At 38.5% G+C, this 19,717-nt stretch carries 15 protein-coding genes and 2 pseudogenes; 13 read left to right on the plus strand and 4 right to left on the minus strand.

What is annotated here, in order from left to right; all coding sequences use genetic code 11:
* Nucleotides 1–5 precede the first annotated feature (5 nt).
* From SSAL8618_RS04085 to htpX, 8 genes and pseudogenes are all read left to right on the plus strand, one after another.
* The gene (locus SSAL8618_RS04085) at nucleotides 6–1,874 is read left to right on the plus strand and encodes an AAA family ATPase (protein WP_038675719.1); all 1,869 of its coding nucleotides are present in this window, start codon (nucleotides 6–8) and stop codon (nucleotides 1,872–1,874) included.
* A gap of 36 nt (nucleotides 1,875–1,910) precedes the next feature.
* Nucleotides 1,911–3,512: a type I restriction-modification system subunit M gene (locus tag SSAL8618_RS04090; RefSeq protein WP_004182750.1), complete on the plus strand. Its 1,602-nt coding sequence runs from the start codon at nucleotides 1,911–1,913 to the stop codon at nucleotides 3,510–3,512.
* Between the two features lie 77 nt (nucleotides 3,513–3,589).
* A complete protein-coding gene (locus SSAL8618_RS04095; RefSeq protein WP_038675720.1) occupies nucleotides 3,590–4,501 on the plus strand; it encodes an Rpn family recombination-promoting nuclease/putative transposase in 912 nt (303 codons plus the stop codon).
* A 14-nt stretch (nucleotides 4,502–4,515) separates the two neighbouring features.
* Nucleotides 4,516–4,737: pseudogene (locus tag SSAL8618_RS04100) on the plus strand (Rpn/YhgA-type helix-turn-helix domain-containing protein); the annotation flags it as partial.
* Between the two features lie 533 nt (nucleotides 4,738–5,270).
* Nucleotides 5,271–8,651: a YSIRK-type signal peptide-containing protein gene (locus tag SSAL8618_RS04105; protein ID WP_038675721.1), complete on the plus strand. Its 3,381-nt coding sequence runs from the start codon at nucleotides 5,271–5,273 to the stop codon at nucleotides 8,649–8,651.
* A 36-nt stretch (nucleotides 8,652–8,687) separates the two neighbouring features.
* Nucleotides 8,688–8,780 (plus strand): annotated as a pseudogene (locus SSAL8618_RS10920) (streptodornase); the annotation flags it as partial.
* Between the two features lie 149 nt (nucleotides 8,781–8,929).
* Nucleotides 8,930–9,490, plus strand: coding sequence for a LemA family protein (locus SSAL8618_RS04110; RefSeq protein ID WP_002884070.1), 561 nt, complete (start codon nucleotides 8,930–8,932; stop codon nucleotides 9,488–9,490).
* Nucleotide 9,491: 1 nt separating this feature from the next.
* Complete coding sequence (htpX, locus tag SSAL8618_RS04115) at nucleotides 9,492–10,391, plus strand: zinc metalloprotease HtpX (protein WP_038675722.1); 900 nt, start codon at nucleotides 9,492–9,494, stop codon at nucleotides 10,389–10,391.
* Nucleotides 10,392–10,441: 50 nt separating this feature from the next.
* Here the strand turns inward: htpX and SSAL8618_RS04120 are convergent, their stop codons facing one another.
* The 4 genes from SSAL8618_RS04120 to SSAL8618_RS04135 form a co-directional block, all read right to left on the minus strand.
* The gene (locus tag SSAL8618_RS04120; RefSeq protein ID WP_022496818.1) at nucleotides 10,442–11,089 is read right to left on the minus strand and encodes a metal-dependent transcriptional regulator; all 648 of its coding nucleotides are present in this window, start codon (nucleotides 11,087–11,089) and stop codon (nucleotides 10,442–10,444) included.
* A 79-nt stretch (nucleotides 11,090–11,168) separates the two neighbouring features.
* Nucleotides 11,169–12,095: a metal ABC transporter substrate-binding protein gene (locus SSAL8618_RS04125; RefSeq protein ID WP_037600902.1), complete on the minus strand. Its 927-nt coding sequence runs from the start codon at nucleotides 12,093–12,095 to the stop codon at nucleotides 11,169–11,171.
* 19 nt (nucleotides 12,096–12,114) lie between these two features.
* The gene (locus tag SSAL8618_RS04130) at nucleotides 12,115–12,954 is read right to left on the minus strand and encodes a metal ABC transporter permease (protein ID WP_038675723.1); all 840 of its coding nucleotides are present in this window, start codon (nucleotides 12,952–12,954) and stop codon (nucleotides 12,115–12,117) included.
* Complete coding sequence (locus SSAL8618_RS04135; protein WP_038675724.1) at nucleotides 12,944–13,672, minus strand: metal ABC transporter ATP-binding protein; 729 nt, start codon at nucleotides 13,670–13,672, stop codon at nucleotides 12,944–12,946. Before SSAL8618_RS04135 ends, SSAL8618_RS04130 begins: the two co-directional genes overlap by 11 nt.
* 287 nt (nucleotides 13,673–13,959) lie before the next feature.
* Here SSAL8618_RS04135 and SSAL8618_RS04140 point away from each other — a divergent pair, with 287 nt between their 5' ends.
* The 5 genes from SSAL8618_RS04140 (at nucleotide 13,960) to sodA (ending at nucleotide 19,624) form a co-directional block, all read left to right on the plus strand.
* Nucleotides 13,960–14,433: a membrane protein gene (locus SSAL8618_RS04140; protein WP_037601179.1), complete on the plus strand. Its 474-nt coding sequence runs from the start codon at nucleotides 13,960–13,962 to the stop codon at nucleotides 14,431–14,433.
* The gene (locus tag SSAL8618_RS04145) at nucleotides 14,430–14,825 is read left to right on the plus strand and encodes a DUF4430 domain-containing protein (protein WP_038675725.1); all 396 of its coding nucleotides are present in this window, start codon (nucleotides 14,430–14,432) and stop codon (nucleotides 14,823–14,825) included. Before SSAL8618_RS04140 ends, SSAL8618_RS04145 begins: the two co-directional genes overlap by 4 nt.
* A 173-nt stretch (nucleotides 14,826–14,998) precedes the next feature.
* Entirely contained in the window at nucleotides 14,999–17,821 is a 2,823-nt protein-coding gene (gene ppc / locus SSAL8618_RS04150) for a phosphoenolpyruvate carboxylase (RefSeq protein WP_038675726.1), read from the plus strand.
* Between the two features lie 67 nt (nucleotides 17,822–17,888).
* On the plus strand, nucleotides 17,889–18,923 hold the full coding sequence (gene holA, locus SSAL8618_RS04155; RefSeq protein WP_038675727.1) for a DNA polymerase III subunit delta: 1,035 nt from the start codon (nucleotides 17,889–17,891) through the stop codon (nucleotides 18,921–18,923).
* Between the two features lie 95 nt (nucleotides 18,924–19,018).
* Nucleotides 19,019–19,624: a superoxide dismutase SodA gene (gene sodA / locus SSAL8618_RS04160; protein WP_004182735.1), complete on the plus strand. Its 606-nt coding sequence runs from the start codon at nucleotides 19,019–19,021 to the stop codon at nucleotides 19,622–19,624.
* Nucleotides 19,625–19,717 lie beyond the last annotated feature (93 nt).

A 19,717-nucleotide genomic window follows, 5' to 3' on the forward strand; every position in this document is an offset into this window, starting at 1 on the left:
GAATTATGTGTAGATCTATTAAAGATTTAGTTGAAAAGTTAGAATCCGAAAAGAAAAGACTTCAAGATAATTTTAGTCAATTGGCTGATTATGAAAAAGAATCAAATGAGAATAAGTACAAGAAAGTAGATGATTATTTTTCGACACTTATTGATTTGATTAATAAGGAACTAAATGATGAGTTTTTATCTGGTGATGTAACAGAAAAGTATAAAAAACTACGTGATAATTGGTTAGGAAATATATTTAGTTGTTATGGTAATGATGTTTTTACGTATGAAACAAATCTACTTCAAATTTTAGAGAATTTTAAAGCAATTAAACTTTTCTCTTTTATTTCAAAGGTGGATTCTACAACTGTTATAATAGGAGCTAATGGAGCGGGAAAATCTAGTCTTATTAATGAGTTAAGAAAGAATAGTATAGATGAGATGTATGTTTTGCCTGCTCAGAAACTACTGTATTTTATGTCAAATATTCTTGACCGTAATAATATTAGTAAAGAAAGATATATATCTGAATTTAAAGAAGTAGATATTAAATACGACACAATTGATTTATATCCATTCCAAATTGAAAATAGTATTTCAAATACCTTTACAAAATTAATAACATTGTTGGTAAAAGACTACACAAACATAGCTACTCGTAGATCAAGAAAAGAAAAAGATTTACCTTTAACTTTATGGGATAGATTAGAATATATATGGAACCAAATTTTTCCAGAAATAATATTTGAGCTTGAACCTGATGATAGAGTTGTTAAAGTTGAAAAAAATGGTTCTAAATATAGTATAAATGGCCTTAGTGATGGAGAACGTTGTATATTGTTTTATATTGGGAATGTACTTTTAGCTCCAAAAAATAGCTATATTGTTGTTGATGAACCTGAGACTTTCTTAAACGCTGCTGTCTATAATGAATTGTGGGATTTGCTCATATCAGAGCGATCGGATTGTCAATTTGTTTTTGCTTCGCATAATATGGACTTTGTCCAATCTAGAACAAATGCAAGTTATATATGGTGTAAGAAATTTGAAGCACCTTATGATTTGGAGTATCAGGTTTTGGAAGGTACACAAGAAATGCCTTTATCCTTATTAACTGAAGTATCTGGTACACAGAAGCCAATACTATTTTGTGAGGGAACAAAAACTAGTATAGATTATAAAATATATTCTAAGCTATTCAGTAAATTTTGTTTTGTAAAACCAGTTCAAGGACATAAACAGGTCATCCAGCATACAAAAGCCTATAATAATTTACAACTTTTACATGGTAATACGGCATACGGTATCATAGACAATGACTGGATGAATGAAAGTAGTATTCAAGAGCAAAAAGAACAGAATATTTTTGTTCTTCCATTCAATGAAGTAGAGATGATGCTTGTTGATGAAGCAGTCGTGAAGTCATGCTTACATTTTGATGATGACAAAGAAAAACAACAAAAATTTGAAAATTTTCAACAAAGTATCATTGAATCTTGTAAAGAAAAGAAAGATAAAATAATAAGTATTGCCTTGAAAAAAAGACTCGATGAATTTATGGAAGGTAACTGTATTGAAAATAATAAACCTACTAAAGAAGATGTTGAGGAATTTTTTAAAAATTTAGTAAATAAATTTGATGCATCTTCAACGGTTGATAATATAACTTTTATCGTTGAAGAAAGTTTGAATTCATCTGATTTTTCAGCAATTTTAAAGATTTGTAACTTAAAAAATGAAATAATTAATCATAGAGGAAACACGAAAATAGTTCAAAACTTTAAAGATAAAGCTTTAAGACGTATTGCATTGGATAATGATTTACAGAAAAAATTACGACAAAAATATTTTGAAGAATTAGAAATGAAACTATTGAAGCAATAGATAGATTTTTGAATTTATAAAAAAGAAAGAAACATTATGGAAACAACACAAACTTCCCAGTCGCTCTACCAAGCCCTGTGGAACTCAGCGGATGTGCTCCGCTCTAAGATGGATGCCAACGATTACAAGTCCTATCTTTTGGGTATGGTCTTTTACAAGTATTTGTCGGACAAGATGCTCTTTTTCGTGGCAGAGACCATGGAGGAAGAGACAGAAAGCTTGGAGGAGGCACTGGCAGTCTATCGTAAATACTATGAGGATGAGGAGACTCACGAGGACCTCTTGGCGGTTATCACTGATGAGATGAGCTATGCCATTCATCCTGACTTGACCTTTACGGCCTTGGTGGAGCGAGTGAATGATGGAAGCTTCCAGCTAGAGGACTTGGCTCAGGGTTTCCGTGATATTGAGCAGAGTGACGAGCTTTATGAAAATCTTTTTGAAGACATCGACCTCTACTCTAAGAAACTTGGGGCGACTCCTCAAAAGCAGAACCAGACGGTTGCGGCTGTGATGAAAGAGTTGGCTGTCTTAGATGTGGCAGGTCATGCTGGTGACATGCTTGGTGATGCTTACGAGTACTTGATTGGTCAGTTTGCGACGGATTCGGGTAAGAAAGCTGGTGAGTTCTATACACCGCAACCTGTTGCCAAACTCATGACCCAGATTGCCTTTTTAGGTCGTGAGGACAAGCAAGGCTTTACCCTCTACGATGCGACAATGGGGTCAGGCTCGCTCTTGCTTAATGCCAAACGTTATTCACGTCAACCCCAGACCGTGGTTTACTTTGGTCAAGAGTTGAATACCTCAACTTATAACCTGGCACGTATGAACATGATTCTGCATGGTGTGCCGATTGAAAATCAGTTTTTGCACAACGCTGATACCTTGGACGAGGATTGGCCAACTCAAGAGCCAACTAACTTTGATGGTGTTCTCATGAACCCACCTTATTCAGCCAAGTGGTCTGCTAGCTCAGGATTCATGGATGATCCTCGATTCTCACCATTTGGGAAACTAGCTCCTAAGTCTAAGGCTGATTTTGCCTTTCTCTTGCATGGTTACTATCACTTGAAACAAGACAATGGTGTTATGGCCATCGTCCTACCTCATGGGGTGCTCTTCCGTGGTAATGCCGAAGGGACTATTCGTAAGGCTTTGTTAGAAGAAGGTGCTATTGATACGGTTATCGGTCTGCCTGCTAATATTTTCTTTAACACAAGTATTCCGACGACGGTTATCATTCTGAAAAAGAACCGCACCAATCGTGATGTTTACTTTATCGATGCCTCTAAGGAGTTTGATAAGGGGAAAAATCAGAACATCATGACGGATGCCCATATTGAGAAGATTCTCAATGCCTATAAGAGCCGTGAGGATATGGACAAGTTCGCCCATCTGGCTAGCTTTGAAGAGATTGTGGAAAATGACTACAACCTTAATATTCCTCGTTATGTGGATACCTTTGAGGAAGAAGAAGTGGAGCCCTTGACAGAGATTGTGGCTAAGATTAATCAGACTAATGCGACGATTGAAAGTCAGACAGCGTCCCTTCTTGACATGCTTGGCCAACTTCATGGAACGACACCAGAAGCAGACGAAGAACTCAAGGCTTTTGTGGAAGCATTTAAGGGCTAGTTGCAAGCTTTCATTTGCTTTTTCCGAATAGATAGAAGTAGAGGGGCCAACCCTCTATTTTTCTTAAGGAGAAGTAGATGGAAAAAAGACACAAGCATGTCTCACCGACCCTGGATATCATGGCTAAGAAGATTTTTAGCCTGCCTGAGGTGACGGTGGCATTTATTCGAGATATTTTGGATTTGGATGTTGTGGATGCTCAGATTTTGGAGGGGACACAGCTTCATAAAAAGGACTTTGATGAGGATGAGCTCTTTTCAACCTCGGTGGATGTTCGAGCCAAGTTGAATGATGGAACCGAGGTTATCATTGAGATTCAGGTGCGTAAGCAGCATTATTTTCTCAATCGTTTTCATTATTATTTGGCTAACCAGCTAGTAGAAAATGTGCAACACTTACGTCAACAAGGGCAGACGCATAAGATGTATGAGCAGATGGAGCCGGTCTATGGTATTGCTATCTTGGAGAAGACCTTGTTGCCAGATGAGGAGTCCCCGATTAATACTTATTGGATGGCCAATAGTAGGACGGGGAGGCCTTTGAATGCTTACTATAAGGATGGGAAACAGCAGAACCTTCTTCAGATTGCCTTTTTAGAGTTGGATAAGTATAATAAAGATAAGCATATTAGGGATGAAGGGCGGCAGTGGCTAGAGTTCTTTGGAAATCTCCCATTTTCAATGGCACCTAGTCACGCGGTCACGCATGCCGATTCATTACTGGATTCATCCAGCTGGACACAGGAGGAAAAGGCGATGATTGATGAACGCATACGTATTCAAGAAAATTATGACATGACCATGGAAACAGCAATTGATGAAGCGCGTGAAGAAGGTATAGAGAAAGGGTTAGAGCAGGGACTAGAGCGAGGTCGTTATGAGGGACAACTAGAAATGATTCGTAAGATGCTGTCAAAAGGCCTATCTCTAGAAGTTGTCTCAGATGTGACTGGTCTATCGCTTGAAGAATTAGATGGTTTGTTATCGTAAGAGCCAACCGATAGGAGGAAAAGGCGATGATTGATGAACGCATACGTATTCAAGAAAATTATGACATGACTATGGAGACAGCAATTGATGAAGCGCGTGAAGAAGGTTTGGAACGAGGTCGTCATGAGGAGCGTTTAGAGTTGATTCGTAAGATGCTCTCAAAAGGCTTATCTCTAGAAGTGGTATCAGATGTGACTGGTCTGTCGCTTGAAGAACTAGAGGCAATGTTATCGTAAAATCTAGTTAGGTTAGTTATTTTTTTGAAAAATCAGAGACAGATTATTGTCTCTTTTTTTTATTTTTGGGTGTTTAACATTTGTAATACTAAAACATTCGGAAAATAATACTTTGAAGCGGAAAATTAAAAAAGACTGTCAAACGTTTGACAGAAATCTGAGAAAACAGATTTAAAACATTTTGATAGTTTTGGCCGATAACTCTTGCTAAATAAGCCTTTATGGAAATTTAGAGTCTTTTCTTTCTTACACGTGAAAGAAATCACCTTTTTGTGCGACATTTTTAGACTATAATTTAGACGTGAATGACTGAACTTTCTAATATGACAATTTTGTTAAGGCCTTGTTAAAATGGATAGCCTAGCCTTTTTTTTTACTTTTTCATCCCTTATAATTTACTTTGGTTTGTTTTTAATAAGAAAAACAACAGCATTATTAACAATATTTAATATGAGGGAATCTTTATTTTCTTTCAAAGGACGGCTTGGTCCTAAGATAGAGAGATTGTGAAAAAAAGTATCAGGAGAATAGACTTGTTTAAAGAAAGAAAAACGAAACCAAAGTACAGCATCCGTAAATATTCCATTGGGGCAGCATCAGCTTTGATTGGCTTTATGGCTCTTGCCAATGGGCAAGCAGCTCAGGCTGATGAGGCACAATCGATTGGTGATTTGACTGATGCCTCAAATCAGGCACAGACACCTCAAACAGCCTCAAGGGCACAAGTGGCGACTTCCGAACCAGCATCAGTTGAGACTGTGCAAGCGTCACAGCCTGCTAATATTGCTCCAGTTCAGCCTCAGGTAACAACTGTTCAAGCAGCTGAACAGACTCCGACCATTGATCAATTGGTTGAGGCAAGCAACCCTCAAACTCAAGAAACTTCAGCAAATGTCTTAACCAATGCGACTGAGGACCAAGGTCAAGCCAAGGAGTACAGCACAGATGGTTACGGTGCAAAAATGCCTTATACGACTCATGAGGCAGAAAATGCAAGTGTTGAAAATGGAGCTACAATTCAACAGTCAACGGACATGGAATCTACGGCTGTGGAAGCGACTAACCAAACTTATGTTGAGCTTCCTAAAAAGGATGCGGCAGTTACTTTTAATGTCACTGAGCCAGCCAATGCTTTGAATGTCCGTTATACAATACCTGATGGTGCATCAGGTCAGTTGGATGTGCAGGTCAATGGTTCAAGCGTTGGTAATCTTGATTTGTCATCTCACTCAGCATGGCAGTACCTTAAAGGGGACCATGAGTATGATCAAGCCATTGATGGTTCCAGTGCACGTTTTCGTTTTGATGAGACACGTCTTCTCCTAAAGGATATCCAATTGAAATCTGGAGATAAGATTTCTCTAGTTAAGAAGAAAGATGACAATGTCCCTTACGGTATTGACTTTATTGAGCTAGAACAGGCTCCAGTGCCTGTTGCCCAAGGTGAAAATAGTATCAGTATCTTGGATAAGGGTGCATCTGCCAATGATGATAGTGATGACACTGCTGCCCTACTTGCGGCTGTGGAAGAAGCTAAAGCCAGCGGAAAATCTGTCTATATTCCAGAAGGATGTTTCAATTTTGACAAACAGGTTAATATCGAAGCTGATAATCTAAAAATCTCAGGTGCCGGTGTTTGGCATACGCAACTACACTTTACAAGTGACAAACGCTATGGTGGTGGTATTGTCTTCGGTCATAATAGTAATGGCATTGAGTTGAGCAATCTTTACATGGATTCCAACTTGACGTCTCGTTATAACGAGGATGCACAGTACAAGGCTATTTCGGGAACACTTGGTAAGGATTCGAAAATTCACGACATCTGGGTTCAGCACTTTGAAGTCGGTATGTGGATTGGAGACTACGACCAGACGGGGAATATGAAGTATACGGACGGTCTTGTTGTTGAAAATGCTCGTATCCGTAATAACTTAGCTGATGGTATTAACTTTGCTCAAGGGACCAAGAATTCAACAGTTAAAAACTCTAATATCCGTGGGAATGGTGATGATGGTTTAGCTATCTGGTCAAGTATTTCAGATGGTACAAATGCCGCAGCTGAGGAAAATAATAAATTCCTCAACAACACCATTGAATCAGGCTGGCGTGCGGCTGGTATCGGTATTTTTGGTGGTAAGGGGCATGAAATCTCAGGAAACCTCATCAAGGACGTCTTTGCTGGAGCAGGTATCCGTGTAAACACTGTCTTTGCAGGTCACAATTTTGACCTCAATGATTCTGGAATTAAGATTCATGACAATACCATTCTACGTTCAGGGACAACTAATGACCTCTATAAGCTCCATCGTGGTGCCATTGATTTCCAACAAGTTCGTGGAACAATCAAGAATGTCGATGTCTATGATAATAAACTATTGAATACCTTGGCTGAGCCGGTGATTACCAAAAACTTTGAGATGGGTGACAATGGTAATGGAGAAATCCGTTTATCTAATAATACGATTGACAATAAGGCGACGATTGTTGGGGCTGTCTCAGCAGTTTCTCCAACAAAACCTGAACCAAAGCCTGTCAATAATCCAGTCTCCGAGACTTCAGTTTCTGAAGCACTGAAGAGTGAAGCAAGTTCAAGCACTCCAGTTTCTGAAGCCTCAACTAGTGAAGTGATCTCAGAGTCTTCAGTTTCAGAAACACCAAAGAGTGAGGCAGGTTCAAGTACTCCAGTTTCTGAAGCATCAACTAGTGAAGTAGTTTCTGAGACTTCAGCATCAGAAACACCAAATAGTGAGGCAAGTTCAAGTACTCCAGTTTCTGAAGTATCAAACAGTGAAGTAATTTCCGAGACTTCAGTTTCTGAAGCACCGAAGAGTGAGGCAGGTTCAAGCACTCCAGTTTCTGAAGCCTCAACTAGTGAAGTAATTTCTGAAACTTCAGCATCAGAAATACCGAAAAGTGAAGCAACTTCAAGCGCCCCAGTTTCCGAAGCATTGACTAGTGAGGAAAGTTCAACAGACCCAGTTTCCGAAGTATCTAACAGTGAGGTAATTTCCGAGACTTCAGTTTCAGAAACACCAAAGAGTGAGGTAGGTTCAAGCACTCCAGTTTCTGAAGCATCAACTAGTGAAGTAATTTCTGAAACTTCAGCATCAGAAACACCAAAGAGTGAGGTAGGTTCAAGCACTCCAGTTTCTGAAGTATCTAACAGTGAAGTGATCTCCGAGACATCAGTTTCAGAAACACCAAATAGTGAGGCAAGCTCAACCGCTCCAGCCTCTGAGTCACCAAAGAATGAGGAAACTTCAGTAGCTTCATCTACTAGTCAGGTTGACGTAGCAATTACTTCTGATAGCCCAGAGAAATCTCCAACTTCAGAAAGCACACAAAAAGATCCGATAAGTGAGGTTTCTTCAGAAGTTATTGAAAAAGGTTCAACAAGTCAGGTTGATGTCAAAGTTTCTGAATCTCCAACAATAGCACGTAGATCTGAAGTTGTCAGCATCTCACCAAATAGTCAGGTCGCTTATAACAATGACCTAAAAATCTCTGTAACAAGCAGTCAGCTCGCCTCAGAAGCTATTCGCTATAATTCTCTTTTGAATGAGAAGTCTGTGGATATGATTGCAAGTAAAGTTATGGCGGTTATGGCCTCTGAAACATTAGCCTCAGAAGCGGCATCACTTACAAGCTCTGAAGGTGTTGCCAAAGAGATTAGCAGTGATTTGTCAGAATTGGCGGAAAGCAAGAAGGATGACACACCTAAGAATGTCGCTCGTATTGATAAAGCAACTGAGGCAAAACAGGTGGCCAAGAGTTCTGAAAGCCAAGCTAGCACTTCAAAAGAAAAAGGTAAGTCTAATACGACAACGGTCTTCCTTCTTGTCGGAGTTGCTGCAGCACTAAGTATATCTACAGTTTACCTTACAAAACAAGGTAAAAAAGCAGGTAAATAGTAGGTAAGAAGCATCCATTAAAATGGGTGTTTTTTATCTATGCCAAAAAATACCAAGAAAACAAATGTCGTTACAATGACAGAAGCAGATGCCCTAGCCCAAGGTAAACGACACACGTCTAAAGAGTAATACAAAAGCTGGACATCTTGTCCAGTTTTTTTTGTAAAACGACTCACATTTTACCACTTTTATCTGAAAATTTGATATACTGAGACTATCAAAGATACTTGAAAGAGAGGTTAATTGACTCTTTTTCAGTACAAGAAAGGAATAAAAATATGATTTGGATTATTATTGCCATTATCGTTGTTCTTGTAATTTTTGTTATTGCAAGTTATAACGGCTTGGTTAAAAGCCGTATGCAGACTAAGGAGGCATGGAGTCAAATTGATGTTCAATTGAAACGTCGTAATGACCTTCTTCCTAACTTGATTGAGACTGTTAAGGGATATGCAAAATACGAAGGTTCAACGCTTGAAAAAGTAGCAGAACTTCGTAATCAAGTAGCAGCTGCGACTTCACCAGCAGAGGCTATGCGTGCTAGTGATGAATTGACACGCCAGGTTTCTGGAATCTTTGCGGTAGCTGAAAGTTACCCTGACCTTAAGGCTAGTGCAAACTTCAGCCAGCTTCAAGAAGAGTTGACGAACACTGAAAACAAAATTGCCTATTCACGTCAACTTTATAACAGTGTGACAAGTAACTACAATGTGAAATTGGAAACATTCCCAAGCAATGTTATTGCTAAAATGTTTAGCTTTAAGGCTGCTGAATTCCTTGAAACACCTGAAGAAGAAAAAGCTGTTCCTAAGGTTGATTTCAGTGGACTAGGTAACTAATATGTTATTTGATCAGATTGCTCGAAATAAGAGAAAGACTTGGCTTTTGCTCCTGGTCTTTTTCCTCTTGTTGGGCCTTGTTGGTTACGGTGTCGGCTATCTTTGGTTAGGTTCAGGCTTCGGTGGTTTGATTCTTGCTCTAGTTATCGGTTTTATCTATGCCGTTACCATGATTTTCCAATCAACCAATGTCGTTATGGCTATGAATGGTGCACGAGAGGTTGATGAACAAACCGCTCCAAACCTTTATCATGTGGTTGAAGATATGGCTATGGTGGCACAAATACCGATGCCACGTGTCTTTATTGTCGATGATCCTTCAATGAATGCTTTTGCGACGGGGTCTAGCCCTAAAAATGCTGCTGTGGCTGCTACGACAGGTCTTCTTGCAGTTATGAATCGTGAGGAACTTGAAGGGGTCATAGGGCACGAAGTCAGCCATATTCGTAACTATGACATCCGTATTTCGACTATTGCAGTAGCCTTGGCATCTGCGATCACCATGCTAGCTGGTATGGCTCGCAATATGATGTTCTGGGGTGGAGGCCGTCGTCGTAATGATGATGATCGTAATGGAAGTAGTGGCTTGGAGATTATTCTTCTCATTATTTCCTTGATTGCCATTATCCTTGCGCCTTTGGCAGCTACCCTGGTTCAGCTGGCTATTTCTCGTCAGCGTGAATTTCTAGCTGATGCTTCTAGCGTCGAATTGACACGTAACCCACAAGGTATGATTAATGCTCTTCTTAAACTTGATCATAGTGAACCGATGAAACATCACGTAGATGATGCTAGCGCAGCTCTCTATATCAATGATCCTAAAAAGGAATCTGGTTTGCAGAAGCTCTTTTATACGCACCCACCGATTTCAGAACGGGTGGAACGCTTGAAACAAATGTAAAAAAAGTGAGACTGATGACACTTCTAAGGGTGTTTATCAGCCTCGCTTTTTTAGTTTGATTCAATATAAAGGTTGCTAGCAACAGTTTCTGGAATTTGAATTTCTTTTCCATCAATATTCAGGCGGTAGAGTTGTGTAAAAGGGTCAAAGCCTTTCAAGGTAAAAGTTACTCCAATTTTAAGACCGACAGTTTCCAAATAATGGAGTAAATCAATTTGATCCTGAACTCGACGAAGTACATAGTTTCCAGGAGTTAGGTCTTGTGTAAAAGTCTGGTTGTAGATTTCCTCTATGAGCTGACCTGACTTGGGGATTTGCCCACCGTGTGGACAGGTTTGGGGGTAATTGAGTAGGCGGTCAAGGGCATTGATAAAGTGATCAGAGACAGTATGCTCTAAAATTTCAGCCTCTTGATGAATTAGGTCGCAAGTATATTGCAAGTGGTCCACCAAAAAGACTTCGATGAGACGATGTTTCCGATAGAGTTCAGCGACATTGATTTTACCAGTTTTCGTTAGAAGATAGCCCTTGACTTTGTCTTTGATGATGAGGTCTTCTGAAATCAATTTCTTAATCATTTCCGTCACAGCAGGTGGAGACACCTGCATACGGTTTGCGATTTCCTTATTGCTTATTTTACCTTCTTCAGTACCAATCTCATAGATACATTTGAGGTAGTCTTCTTTATTAGGTGTCATTTCTCTTCCTTTGAAAATAGTCTCACCTTAGTATAACAGATTTATCATAAGAATACAGAATATTTCTTAGATGAGATTTTTACTGATTCAAGCCTTGGGTGATTTTATCCAGATTATATTTCATCATGTTGTAGTAGCTATCACCGTCTTGCCCTTTTTCAGCAATAGAATCTGTAAAGATCTTTGCATAAATAGGAATATTGGTATCCTTAGATACTGTTTTCATAGGGCGTTCATCGACACTAGATTCGACAAAGAGAGCTGGTACCTTTGTTTGGCGTAGTTTTTCCACGAGTGTTTTGATTTGGTCTGGTGTGCCTTCTTCTTCTGTATTGATTTCCCAGATGTAGGCAGATGGTATGCCATAGGCTTTAGAGAAGTATTTGAAGCATCCTTCACTAGTGACAATCAGTTTTTTCTCATCGGGAATCTTGTTAAATGTCTCTTTAGCTTCTTGGTCCAGTTTACTAAGTTTGTCAGTATAGGATTTTAGATTCTTTTCGTAGTAGGTCTTGTTTTTAGGGTCCTTAGCAATCAGTTGCTTGGCAATATTTTGAGCATAAATAATCCCATTTTCCAGATTAAGCCAAGCGTGGGGATCTTCCTTACCTTTTTCTGATTGACCTTCAAGGTAAATTACCTCAACACCATCACTAACTGCAAAATAATCTTTATTTTCTGTCTTATGAGCATTCTTGACTAACTTAGTAAACCAAGCATTTCCACCAGTTTCTAAATTGATGCCGTTGTAAAAAATTAAGTCAGCTTGTGAGGTCTTCTTTACATCATCAGGAAGAGGTTCGTATTCGTGAGGATCCTTACCAACGGGGACAATAGAGTGGAGAGTGATTTTATCTCCAGCAATATTTTTGGTGATATCGGCAATAATGGAATTGGTCGTAACGACTCGTAATTTATCCATGTTACTGCCTTGTTTATTGGTACAAGCTGTTAGAGTAACTACCGCTAAAAGTAGTAGTACTATTGTTGATAGTATTTTTTTCATATTATTTTCATCCTATTTTTTATTGTTTAGAAGTTTTATTCATGCCACTTTGTTTTGGGGCGATGAAAAAGCTGATGAGAAAGAGTAGAGCAGACGTTAATACAATGCTCGAACCAGCTGCAATATTAAAACTATAGCCGATAAAAAGACCTAGAACAGATGCCAGAGCCCCCAATCCTGATGAGAGAAGAATCATTGTTTTTAGGCTATGAACATAAAGGTAGGCAGTGGCAGCCGGTGTAATTAAAAGTGCCACAATAAGAATAGTACCGACACTTTGCATGGCAGTTACAGCAACCAAGGTTAAAATAACCATAAGTAAGTAGTGGTAGAAGGTGACCTTAACTCCCATAGACTTGGCCAAAATTGGATCAAAGGATGTTAGGAGTAGAGGGCGAAAGAAGATTGTAATAGTTGCTAGTACGAGAAGTGAAACGATAATCGTTATCCACATATCCATGTCTTGTACAGCTAGAATATTCCCGAAGAGAATATGAAAGAGATCTGTGGAACTATTAGCAACACCGATGAGAATAATACCGAGAGCTAGAAAGCTCGAAAAGGTAATCCCAATTGCCGTGTCACTCTTAATAATGGAATTACTTTTGATATAGGTAATCATTGTAGAAGCTAAAAGTCCAAAGATGATGGCTCCTATGAAAAAGTTAATACCCAAGATAAAGGAAATGGCTACCCCAGGTAGAACCGCATGTGAAATTGCATCACCCATAAGTGACATCCCTCTTAGAATAATAAAACAACCAACAGCACCCCCGACAATTCCAATAACTAAAGCCGTTATAAGAGCATTTTGTAAGAAGTGGAAATTTAGCAAACCATCAATAAATTCAGAAATCATTTACATCTCCTTTATAAAATAAACTGTTACCGTAGGTTTTACGGAGATTATCCTCATTAAAAATAAGATTAGTAGGCCCACTAGCAATCAGTTTACGATTTAGGAGGATAACTTGGTCAAAATAATGAGGAACTTTGCTCAAATCATGGTGGACAATAAGAATAAGCTTACCTTTGTCCCTAAGTTCTCTCAAGGTGTTCATGATAATATCTTCGCTGACAGAGTCAATCCCTACGAATGGCTCATCTAATAAAATAATATCTGCCTCTTGTACAAGACAACGAGCAATTAAAACACGTTGAAATTGACCTCCTGATAATTGGCTTATTTGGCGATGGGACAAATCAGTTAGACCGAGTAGTGTTAAAGCATCTGTGACTTTAGACCAATCACTTTTAGATAGACGTTTAAAGAACTTGGTTTTGGGATAGAGTCCTAGAGAGATGCACTCTTTGACAGTAATCGGAAAGTTAAAATCAATATCAGCCTTCTGTGCAACATAGGAAATACGATTCAATTGCTGACGAATAGGTTGTTTATTGAAAAGGATTTTTCCAGAGTGAGGAATAATACCAATTAATGCTTTAATTAGAGTTGATTTACCAGCACCATTTGGTCCAATAATCCCAGTAATACTAGGTCCCTCCAAGTTTAAGGTGATATTATCCAGAGCTAATGTCTCTTTGTAAGACACATTAATATTTTCAATTTGAATCATTAGCTACCTCCTTGAGTTTAATATACTTTAAAATAATAATTAAGTCAAGTTAACTTTTGTAATTAACTTAACTTAATCATGTAGTGTTATCAAGATGACAGAGGATAGTGAATGAGAGTACATTTTTATATCAAATATTCAGCCTGATCAAACTGTTTGATATTTGGGAGAGGCTACAAGGAACATTATTTTTACAATTTGTACGATTTCACTCTGTATTTCAAGAAATCTTTAGTTTTTATTTTTTAAAACTAGTCATATTTCCTTATTTCTGGCATAATAGATATATGAAACTAACGATTCAACGAATGGCTCGAATTGCCATTCTGTCAGCTCTGGCGGTAGGATTGCGGTCAGCATTTATAGGATTGCCAAATATTCAGCCTATTACAGCTATGTTTTTTGTGGCTGTTCTTTATTTGGGTTTGCTTGATGGTCTATTGATTATGGCTTTAACCATGTCCATCTCAGGATTCATCTTTGGTTTTGGTCCTTGGGTCTTTAATCAGATTCTGGCCTTCGGCGTCTTGATGGCTTTTTGGAGTTTGATTGCACCTAGGTTATCACTTGTCTGGCAGATTGCTTTGGTAACTCTTTTGTCCTTTTTCTATGGAGTTCTCCTTGATTACGGGTATGGCCTTCTATTTAAAAGTGGGATTACCTTTGTTATTTCTGGTCTACTTTACGACACCTATCATGCAGTATCGACGCTTCTATTTTATCCATTCATCCAGTCTATTTTTAGGAGGTTTTTGAAATGAAAAAATTATCGACCTATCTCTTTCTCGCCTTATCACTTGTTACCCTAGCAGCCTGCGGAAAAAATGAGGCAGCTAAACTTACTAGTAGCACAAACAATCATCAGTCTAAGGTTCAAGGTCAGGTGACTTTGATTTTGAAAACGGAAAAGGAAAGTAAGAAAAAATCAGTAGAAATCCAAAAAGGTGATACAGTGCTTGATGTCTTGGAAGAGGTATATCCTGTTCAAGAAAATGATGGCTTCATCACTGAGATTGATGGTATTTCTCAAGATAAAGATAAGGGCATCTATTGGATGTTTGATGTTAATGGGAAACTTGGTGAAAAAGCAGCCAACCAACTTAAGGTTGAAGATGGCGATGAAATCAAATTCTATCAAGAAAAGTATAATTAAGATTCTGAACTCTGTTTCAGAGTCTTTTTTATAAAGTTCGGAAATAGCCTTGAAAATTTGTTTGAAAAAGTCGGAAAATTGCAAAATAACTGACGATTTAAAGGAAAATAGTTTACTTTTGTTTTAAAAGTGATATGATAAGAGGGTACTACATAAAGTAAGGAGAATAAGGTTTGGCTTTTAACAAATTGGAAAGCAGTAACAACCAGGAAATCATCTCTGAAGAAGTTGGTATCTTGAAAGAATTGTTGGATGATGCAACACGAGGCATGGCTGGAGAGCAAGGTCTCACAACTATCCAACATTTGGTTGAACTTTATGATGAAGGTGACTATGTGGCCCTTACACAAGCCATTTCAGAAATGACAAATGACGATATGGTCGTTGCATCACGTTATTTCTCTTTGTTACCTCTTTTGATTAATATCTCTGAAGACGTGGATTTGGCTTATGAAGTCAACCACAAGAACAATATTGATGAATCTTATCTAGGTAAGTTGTCTGAAACCTTTGATGTTGTCGCTGAAAGTGAAAATGCACGTGACATTCTTGAACATGTCAATGTCGTGCCAGTATTGACAGCCCACCCAACTCAGGTTCAACGTAAAACCATGCTTGAATTGACTAACCACATTCACGAACTTCTCCGTAAGCATCGTGATGTTAAGGCTGGTCTTATCAACAAGGATAAATGGTATGCAGATTTGCGTCGTTATGTAGAAATCATGATGCAAACAGATATCATTCGTGAGAAAAAACTTAAAGTTAAAAACGAAATCACTAACGTTATGGAGTATTACAACTCCTCATTGATTAAGGCGATTACAAACTTATCACATGAATTCAAACGTTTAGCAGTTGAAAAAGGTATCGAACTTGACAATCCAACACCTATTACTATGGGAATGTGGATTGGTGGTGACCGTGACGGGAACCCATTTGTAACAGCAGAAACTCTTAAACTTTCTGCCACTGTACAAAGTGAAGTTATCCTTAACTACTATATTGAAAAAGTTGATAATCTTTACCGTTCGTTCTCCCTCTCATCACGCTTGACTGAGGTTTCAGATACAGTAGCAGAGATGGCGAAACATTCTCCAGATACATCTGTTTATCGTGAAAATGAACCTTACCGTCGTGCTTTCAGTTACATCCAGTCTAAGTTGATTCAGACACTTCTTTTCTTTAAAGAAGGAAACTTTAGCAAGGAAAGAGTTGCTAAACGTCTTTCTGAAAATGTTCGTCTAGGCTCAGCTTCAACGGGTGAAGTAGTAGCTGATTACGTGCAACAACGTCTCAGCCAAAGTCTTCAAGCTGTCTCACAACAAACGACTGAATTTTATGAAACAGCTGAGGATTTCCATGATGATCTTTTGGCAATCAAAAATTCACTTCTTGAAAACGACGATGCTGTCTTAATTTCAGGTGATTTTGAAGAGCTTCTCCAAGCTGTAGAAGTCTTTGGTTTCTATCTTGCTACAATCGATATGCGTCAGGATTCAAGCGTTCATGAAACTTGTGTGGCAGAATTGCTTAAGTCTGCTAATATTGTTGATAACTATAGTGAATTGACTGAGGTTGAAAAGGTTGCGGTTCTTCTCAAAGAATTGCAAGAAGATCCTCGTACTTTGTCATCAACTAATGTGCCTAAGTCAGAAATTCTTGAAAAAGAATTGGCAATCTTCCGTACAGCTCGTCTTTTGAAAGACTATATCGGTGAAGATGTCATCAAACAACATATCATCTCTCACACTGAGAGCGTTTCTGATATGTTTGAGTTGGCTATCCTTCTTAAAGAAGTTGGCTTGGTTGATACAGAACGTGCGCGTGTCCAAATCGTTCCACTTTTTGAAACTATCGAAGACTTGGAAAACTCTAATGATATCATGAAACAATATCTTGGTTATGATATCGTTAAACGTTGGATCAAGAATAGCAACAACTACCAAGAAATCATGTTGGGTTACTCAGATTCTAACAAAGATGGTGGTTACTTGTCTTCAGGTTGGACGCTTTACAAAGCTCAAAACGAATTGACTAAGATTGGTGAAGAGCGTGGCATTAAGATTACCTTCTTCCATGGCCGTGGTGGTACTGTCGGTCGTGGTGGTGGCCCATCATACGATGCTATTACGTCTCAACCATTTGGTACCATTAAAGACCGTATTCGTTTGACTGAACAAGGTGAAGTTATCGGTAATAAATATGGTAATAAGGATGCTGCCTACTACAATCTTGAAATGCTTGTTTCAGCTGCCCTTGACCGTATGGTAACACGTCAAATTGCGGACCCAGATGAATTGGTTGATTTCCGTGAAATTATGGACGGTATTGTTAATGATTCTAATGTTATCTATCGTGATCTTGTCTTTGGAAACGAACATTTCTATGATTACTTCTTTGAAGCAAGCCCTATTAAAGAAGTGTCAAGCTTGAATATCGGTTCTCGTCCAGCAGCTCGTAAGACTATTACTGAGATTTCTGGTCTTCGTGCGATTCCTTGGGTATTCTCATGGTCACAAAACCGTATCATGTTCCCAGGTTGGTATGGTGTGGGTTCTGCCTTTAATCGCTTTATCCAAGCTGAAGAAGGCAACCTTGAGAAACTTCAACATATGTTTGAAACATGGCCATTCTTCCGTTCACTTTTGTCAAACGTGGACATGGTGCTTTCAAAATCAGACATGAATATCGCCTTCCACTATGCACAATTGGCAGAGAGTGAAGAAGTACGTAGTGTCTTCAATATTATTTTGGATGAGTGGCAGTTGACTAAGGATGTTATTCTTGCTATTGAAAAACATGATGGCTTCCTTGATGAAAGTCCATCGCTTAAAGCAAGTTTGGACTTCCGTTTGCCATACTTCAATGTCTTGAACTACATCCAAATTGAATTGATTAAACGTCTTCGTAACAATGATTTGACCGATGACGAAATTAGCCTTATTCACATTACCATCAATGGTATTGCAACAGGTCTTCGTAACTCTGGTTAATAAAGTAAAGTTCATCACGTTAGTGGTGGACTTTTTGTTATGGTGAAAATTCTGTTATAATAAAACCATGATTGCTATGGAAACGATTGAAAAGCTGTCCAAAGAAAAGCTCCCCATGATAACGGTCTTGGCGGGCGAGGATTTAGGGCAGTATAGTCAAGCTAAAGAAAAATTTTTAAAACAAATTGGTTTCGATCCCAGTGACTTAACCTTTTCTTATTTTGATATGTCTGAGACTGATTATCAAGATGCTGAGCTCGATTTAGAAAGCATGCCTTTTTTTGCAGATGAAAAGGTGGTCATTTTTGATCATTTCGCGGATATGACTACTGCTAAAAAATCGTATCTGGATGAGAAAGAGTTGAAGCGCCTTGAAAATTATCTTGAGTCTCCTGTTGAAACAACACGTCTTGTCTTGATGTCTGCAGGAAAGCTAGATGGAAAGCGTCGTTTAGTCAAACTTCTCAAACGTGATGCCATGGTGCTTGAAGCCAGTCCCTTAAAAGATGCAGAACTTAGAACCTATTTTCAAAAGCAGGCGCATCAAGAGGGACTTACATTTGACACAGGAGTCTTTGAGGAACTTTTGATTAAGTCAAATTTTGACTTTTCAGATGTTCAAAAAAACTTAGCTTTTCTAAAGGGGTATAAAACGGAAGGAAATATCTCATCGCAAGATATTGCTGATGCCATTCCTAAAAGTTTGCAAGATAATATTTTTGATATGACGCAACTTCTTTTGCGAGGCCAGATTCAGAGTGTTCGTGAATTGGTTCATGATTTACGGCTTCAGGGTGAAGATGAGATTAAGTTGATTGCTGTGATGTTGGGACAATTTCGTACCTATTTACAGGTTAAACTCTTATCTGCTCAAGGCAAAAGTGAGCAGCAAATTGTTTCAAGTCTGTCTGATTGTTTAGGGCGTAAAGTCAATCAATTTCAGGTTCGTTTTGCACTGAGAGATAGTCGTCCTTTGTCAGTAGCGTTCTTAAAAATGACGATTAAGATTTTAGTAGAGACAGATTACCAGATAAAGACAGGAACTTTAGATAAAGATTACTTGTTTGATTTAGCACTTTTAAAAATCGCATCAAACCGCTAGAGATTTAGAGTTTTCTTTGATTTTGTAAGCAAAATTTTTGAAAGCTCTACCACTTTACGGTAAAATGAAGAAAAAATGAAAAGAGGACCTTTACTATGGCAATTATCCTTCCAGACCTTCCTTACGCTTACGATGCTTTGGAACCATACATTGATGCTGAAACAATGACTCTTCACCACGATAAACACCACGCAACTTATGTAGCAAATGCTAATGCTGCTCTTGAAAAACACCCAGAAATTGGTGAAGATCTCGAAGCACTTTTGGCTGACGTGGAACAAATTCCAGCAGATATTCGTCAAGCACTTATTAACAATGGTGGTGGACACCTTAATCACGCACTTTTCTGGGAACTCTTGTCTCCTGAAAAACAAGAACCAACTGCAGAAGTAGCAGCTGCTATTAACGAAGCTTTCGGCTCATTTGAAGCCTTCCAAGAAGCTTTCACAGCAGCAGCAACAACTCGTTTTGGTTCAGGTTGGGCATGGCTTGTTGTTAACGCTGAAGGTAAGCTTGAAGTCGTTTCAACAGCTAACCAAGACACTCCTATCTCAGACGGTAAGAAACCAATCTTGGCACTTGATGTTTGGGAACACGCTTACTACCTAAACTACCGTAACGTACGTCCAAACTACATCAAAGCTTTCTTTGAAATCATTAACTGGAATAAAGTTGCTGAGCTTTATGCAGCAGCTAAATAAGTTTAAAATTATCCTCACTATTGGGGATAATTTTTTTGTAATATGATTGTAAAATCTCCTTGATTTTTAGTGAATTATAGCTTAAACTATAAT

Origin of the sequence: Streptococcus salivarius (genome assembly GCF_000785515.1) — a bacterium.
GTDB classification, from domain to species: Bacteria; Bacillota; Bacilli; order Lactobacillales; family Streptococcaceae; genus Streptococcus; species Streptococcus salivarius.

Bases quoted from the DNA above. Each gene is read 5' to 3' on its own strand.
- SSAL8618_RS04125 (WP_037600902.1), bottom strand. From the start codon at position 12,095: ATGAAAAAAATACTATCAACAATAGTACTACTACTTTTAGCGGTAGTT.
- SSAL8618_RS04085 (WP_038675719.1), top strand. From the start codon at position 6: ATGTGTAGATCTATTAAAGATTTAGTTGAAAAGTTAGAATCCGAAAAG.
- holA (WP_038675727.1), top strand. From the start codon at position 17,889: ATGATTGCTATGGAAACGATTGAAAAGCTGTCCAAAGAAAAGCTCCCC.
- sodA (WP_004182735.1), top strand. From the start codon at position 19,019: ATGGCAATTATCCTTCCAGACCTTCCTTACGCTTACGATGCTTTGGAA.
- SSAL8618_RS04090 (WP_004182750.1), top strand. From the start codon at position 1,911: ATGGAAACAACACAAACTTCCCAGTCGCTCTACCAAGCCCTGTGGAAC.
- SSAL8618_RS04110 (WP_002884070.1), top strand. From the start codon at position 8,930: ATGATTTGGATTATTATTGCCATTATCGTTGTTCTTGTAATTTTTGTT.
- SSAL8618_RS04140 (WP_037601179.1), top strand. From the start codon at position 13,960: ATGAAACTAACGATTCAACGAATGGCTCGAATTGCCATTCTGTCAGCT.
- SSAL8618_RS04135 (WP_038675724.1), bottom strand. From the start codon at position 13,672: ATGATTCAAATTGAAAATATTAATGTGTCTTACAAAGAGACATTAGCT.
- htpX (WP_038675722.1), top strand. From the start codon at position 9,492: ATGTTATTTGATCAGATTGCTCGAAATAAGAGAAAGACTTGGCTTTTG.
- SSAL8618_RS04120 (WP_022496818.1), bottom strand. From the start codon at position 11,089: ATGACACCTAATAAAGAAGACTACCTCAAATGTATCTATGAGATTGGT.
- SSAL8618_RS04130 (WP_038675723.1), bottom strand. From the start codon at position 12,954: ATGATTTCTGAATTTATTGATGGTTTGCTAAATTTCCACTTCTTACAA.
- SSAL8618_RS04145 (WP_038675725.1), top strand. From the start codon at position 14,430: ATGAAAAAATTATCGACCTATCTCTTTCTCGCCTTATCACTTGTTACC.
- SSAL8618_RS04095 (WP_038675720.1), top strand. From the start codon at position 3,590: ATGGAAAAAAGACACAAGCATGTCTCACCGACCCTGGATATCATGGCT.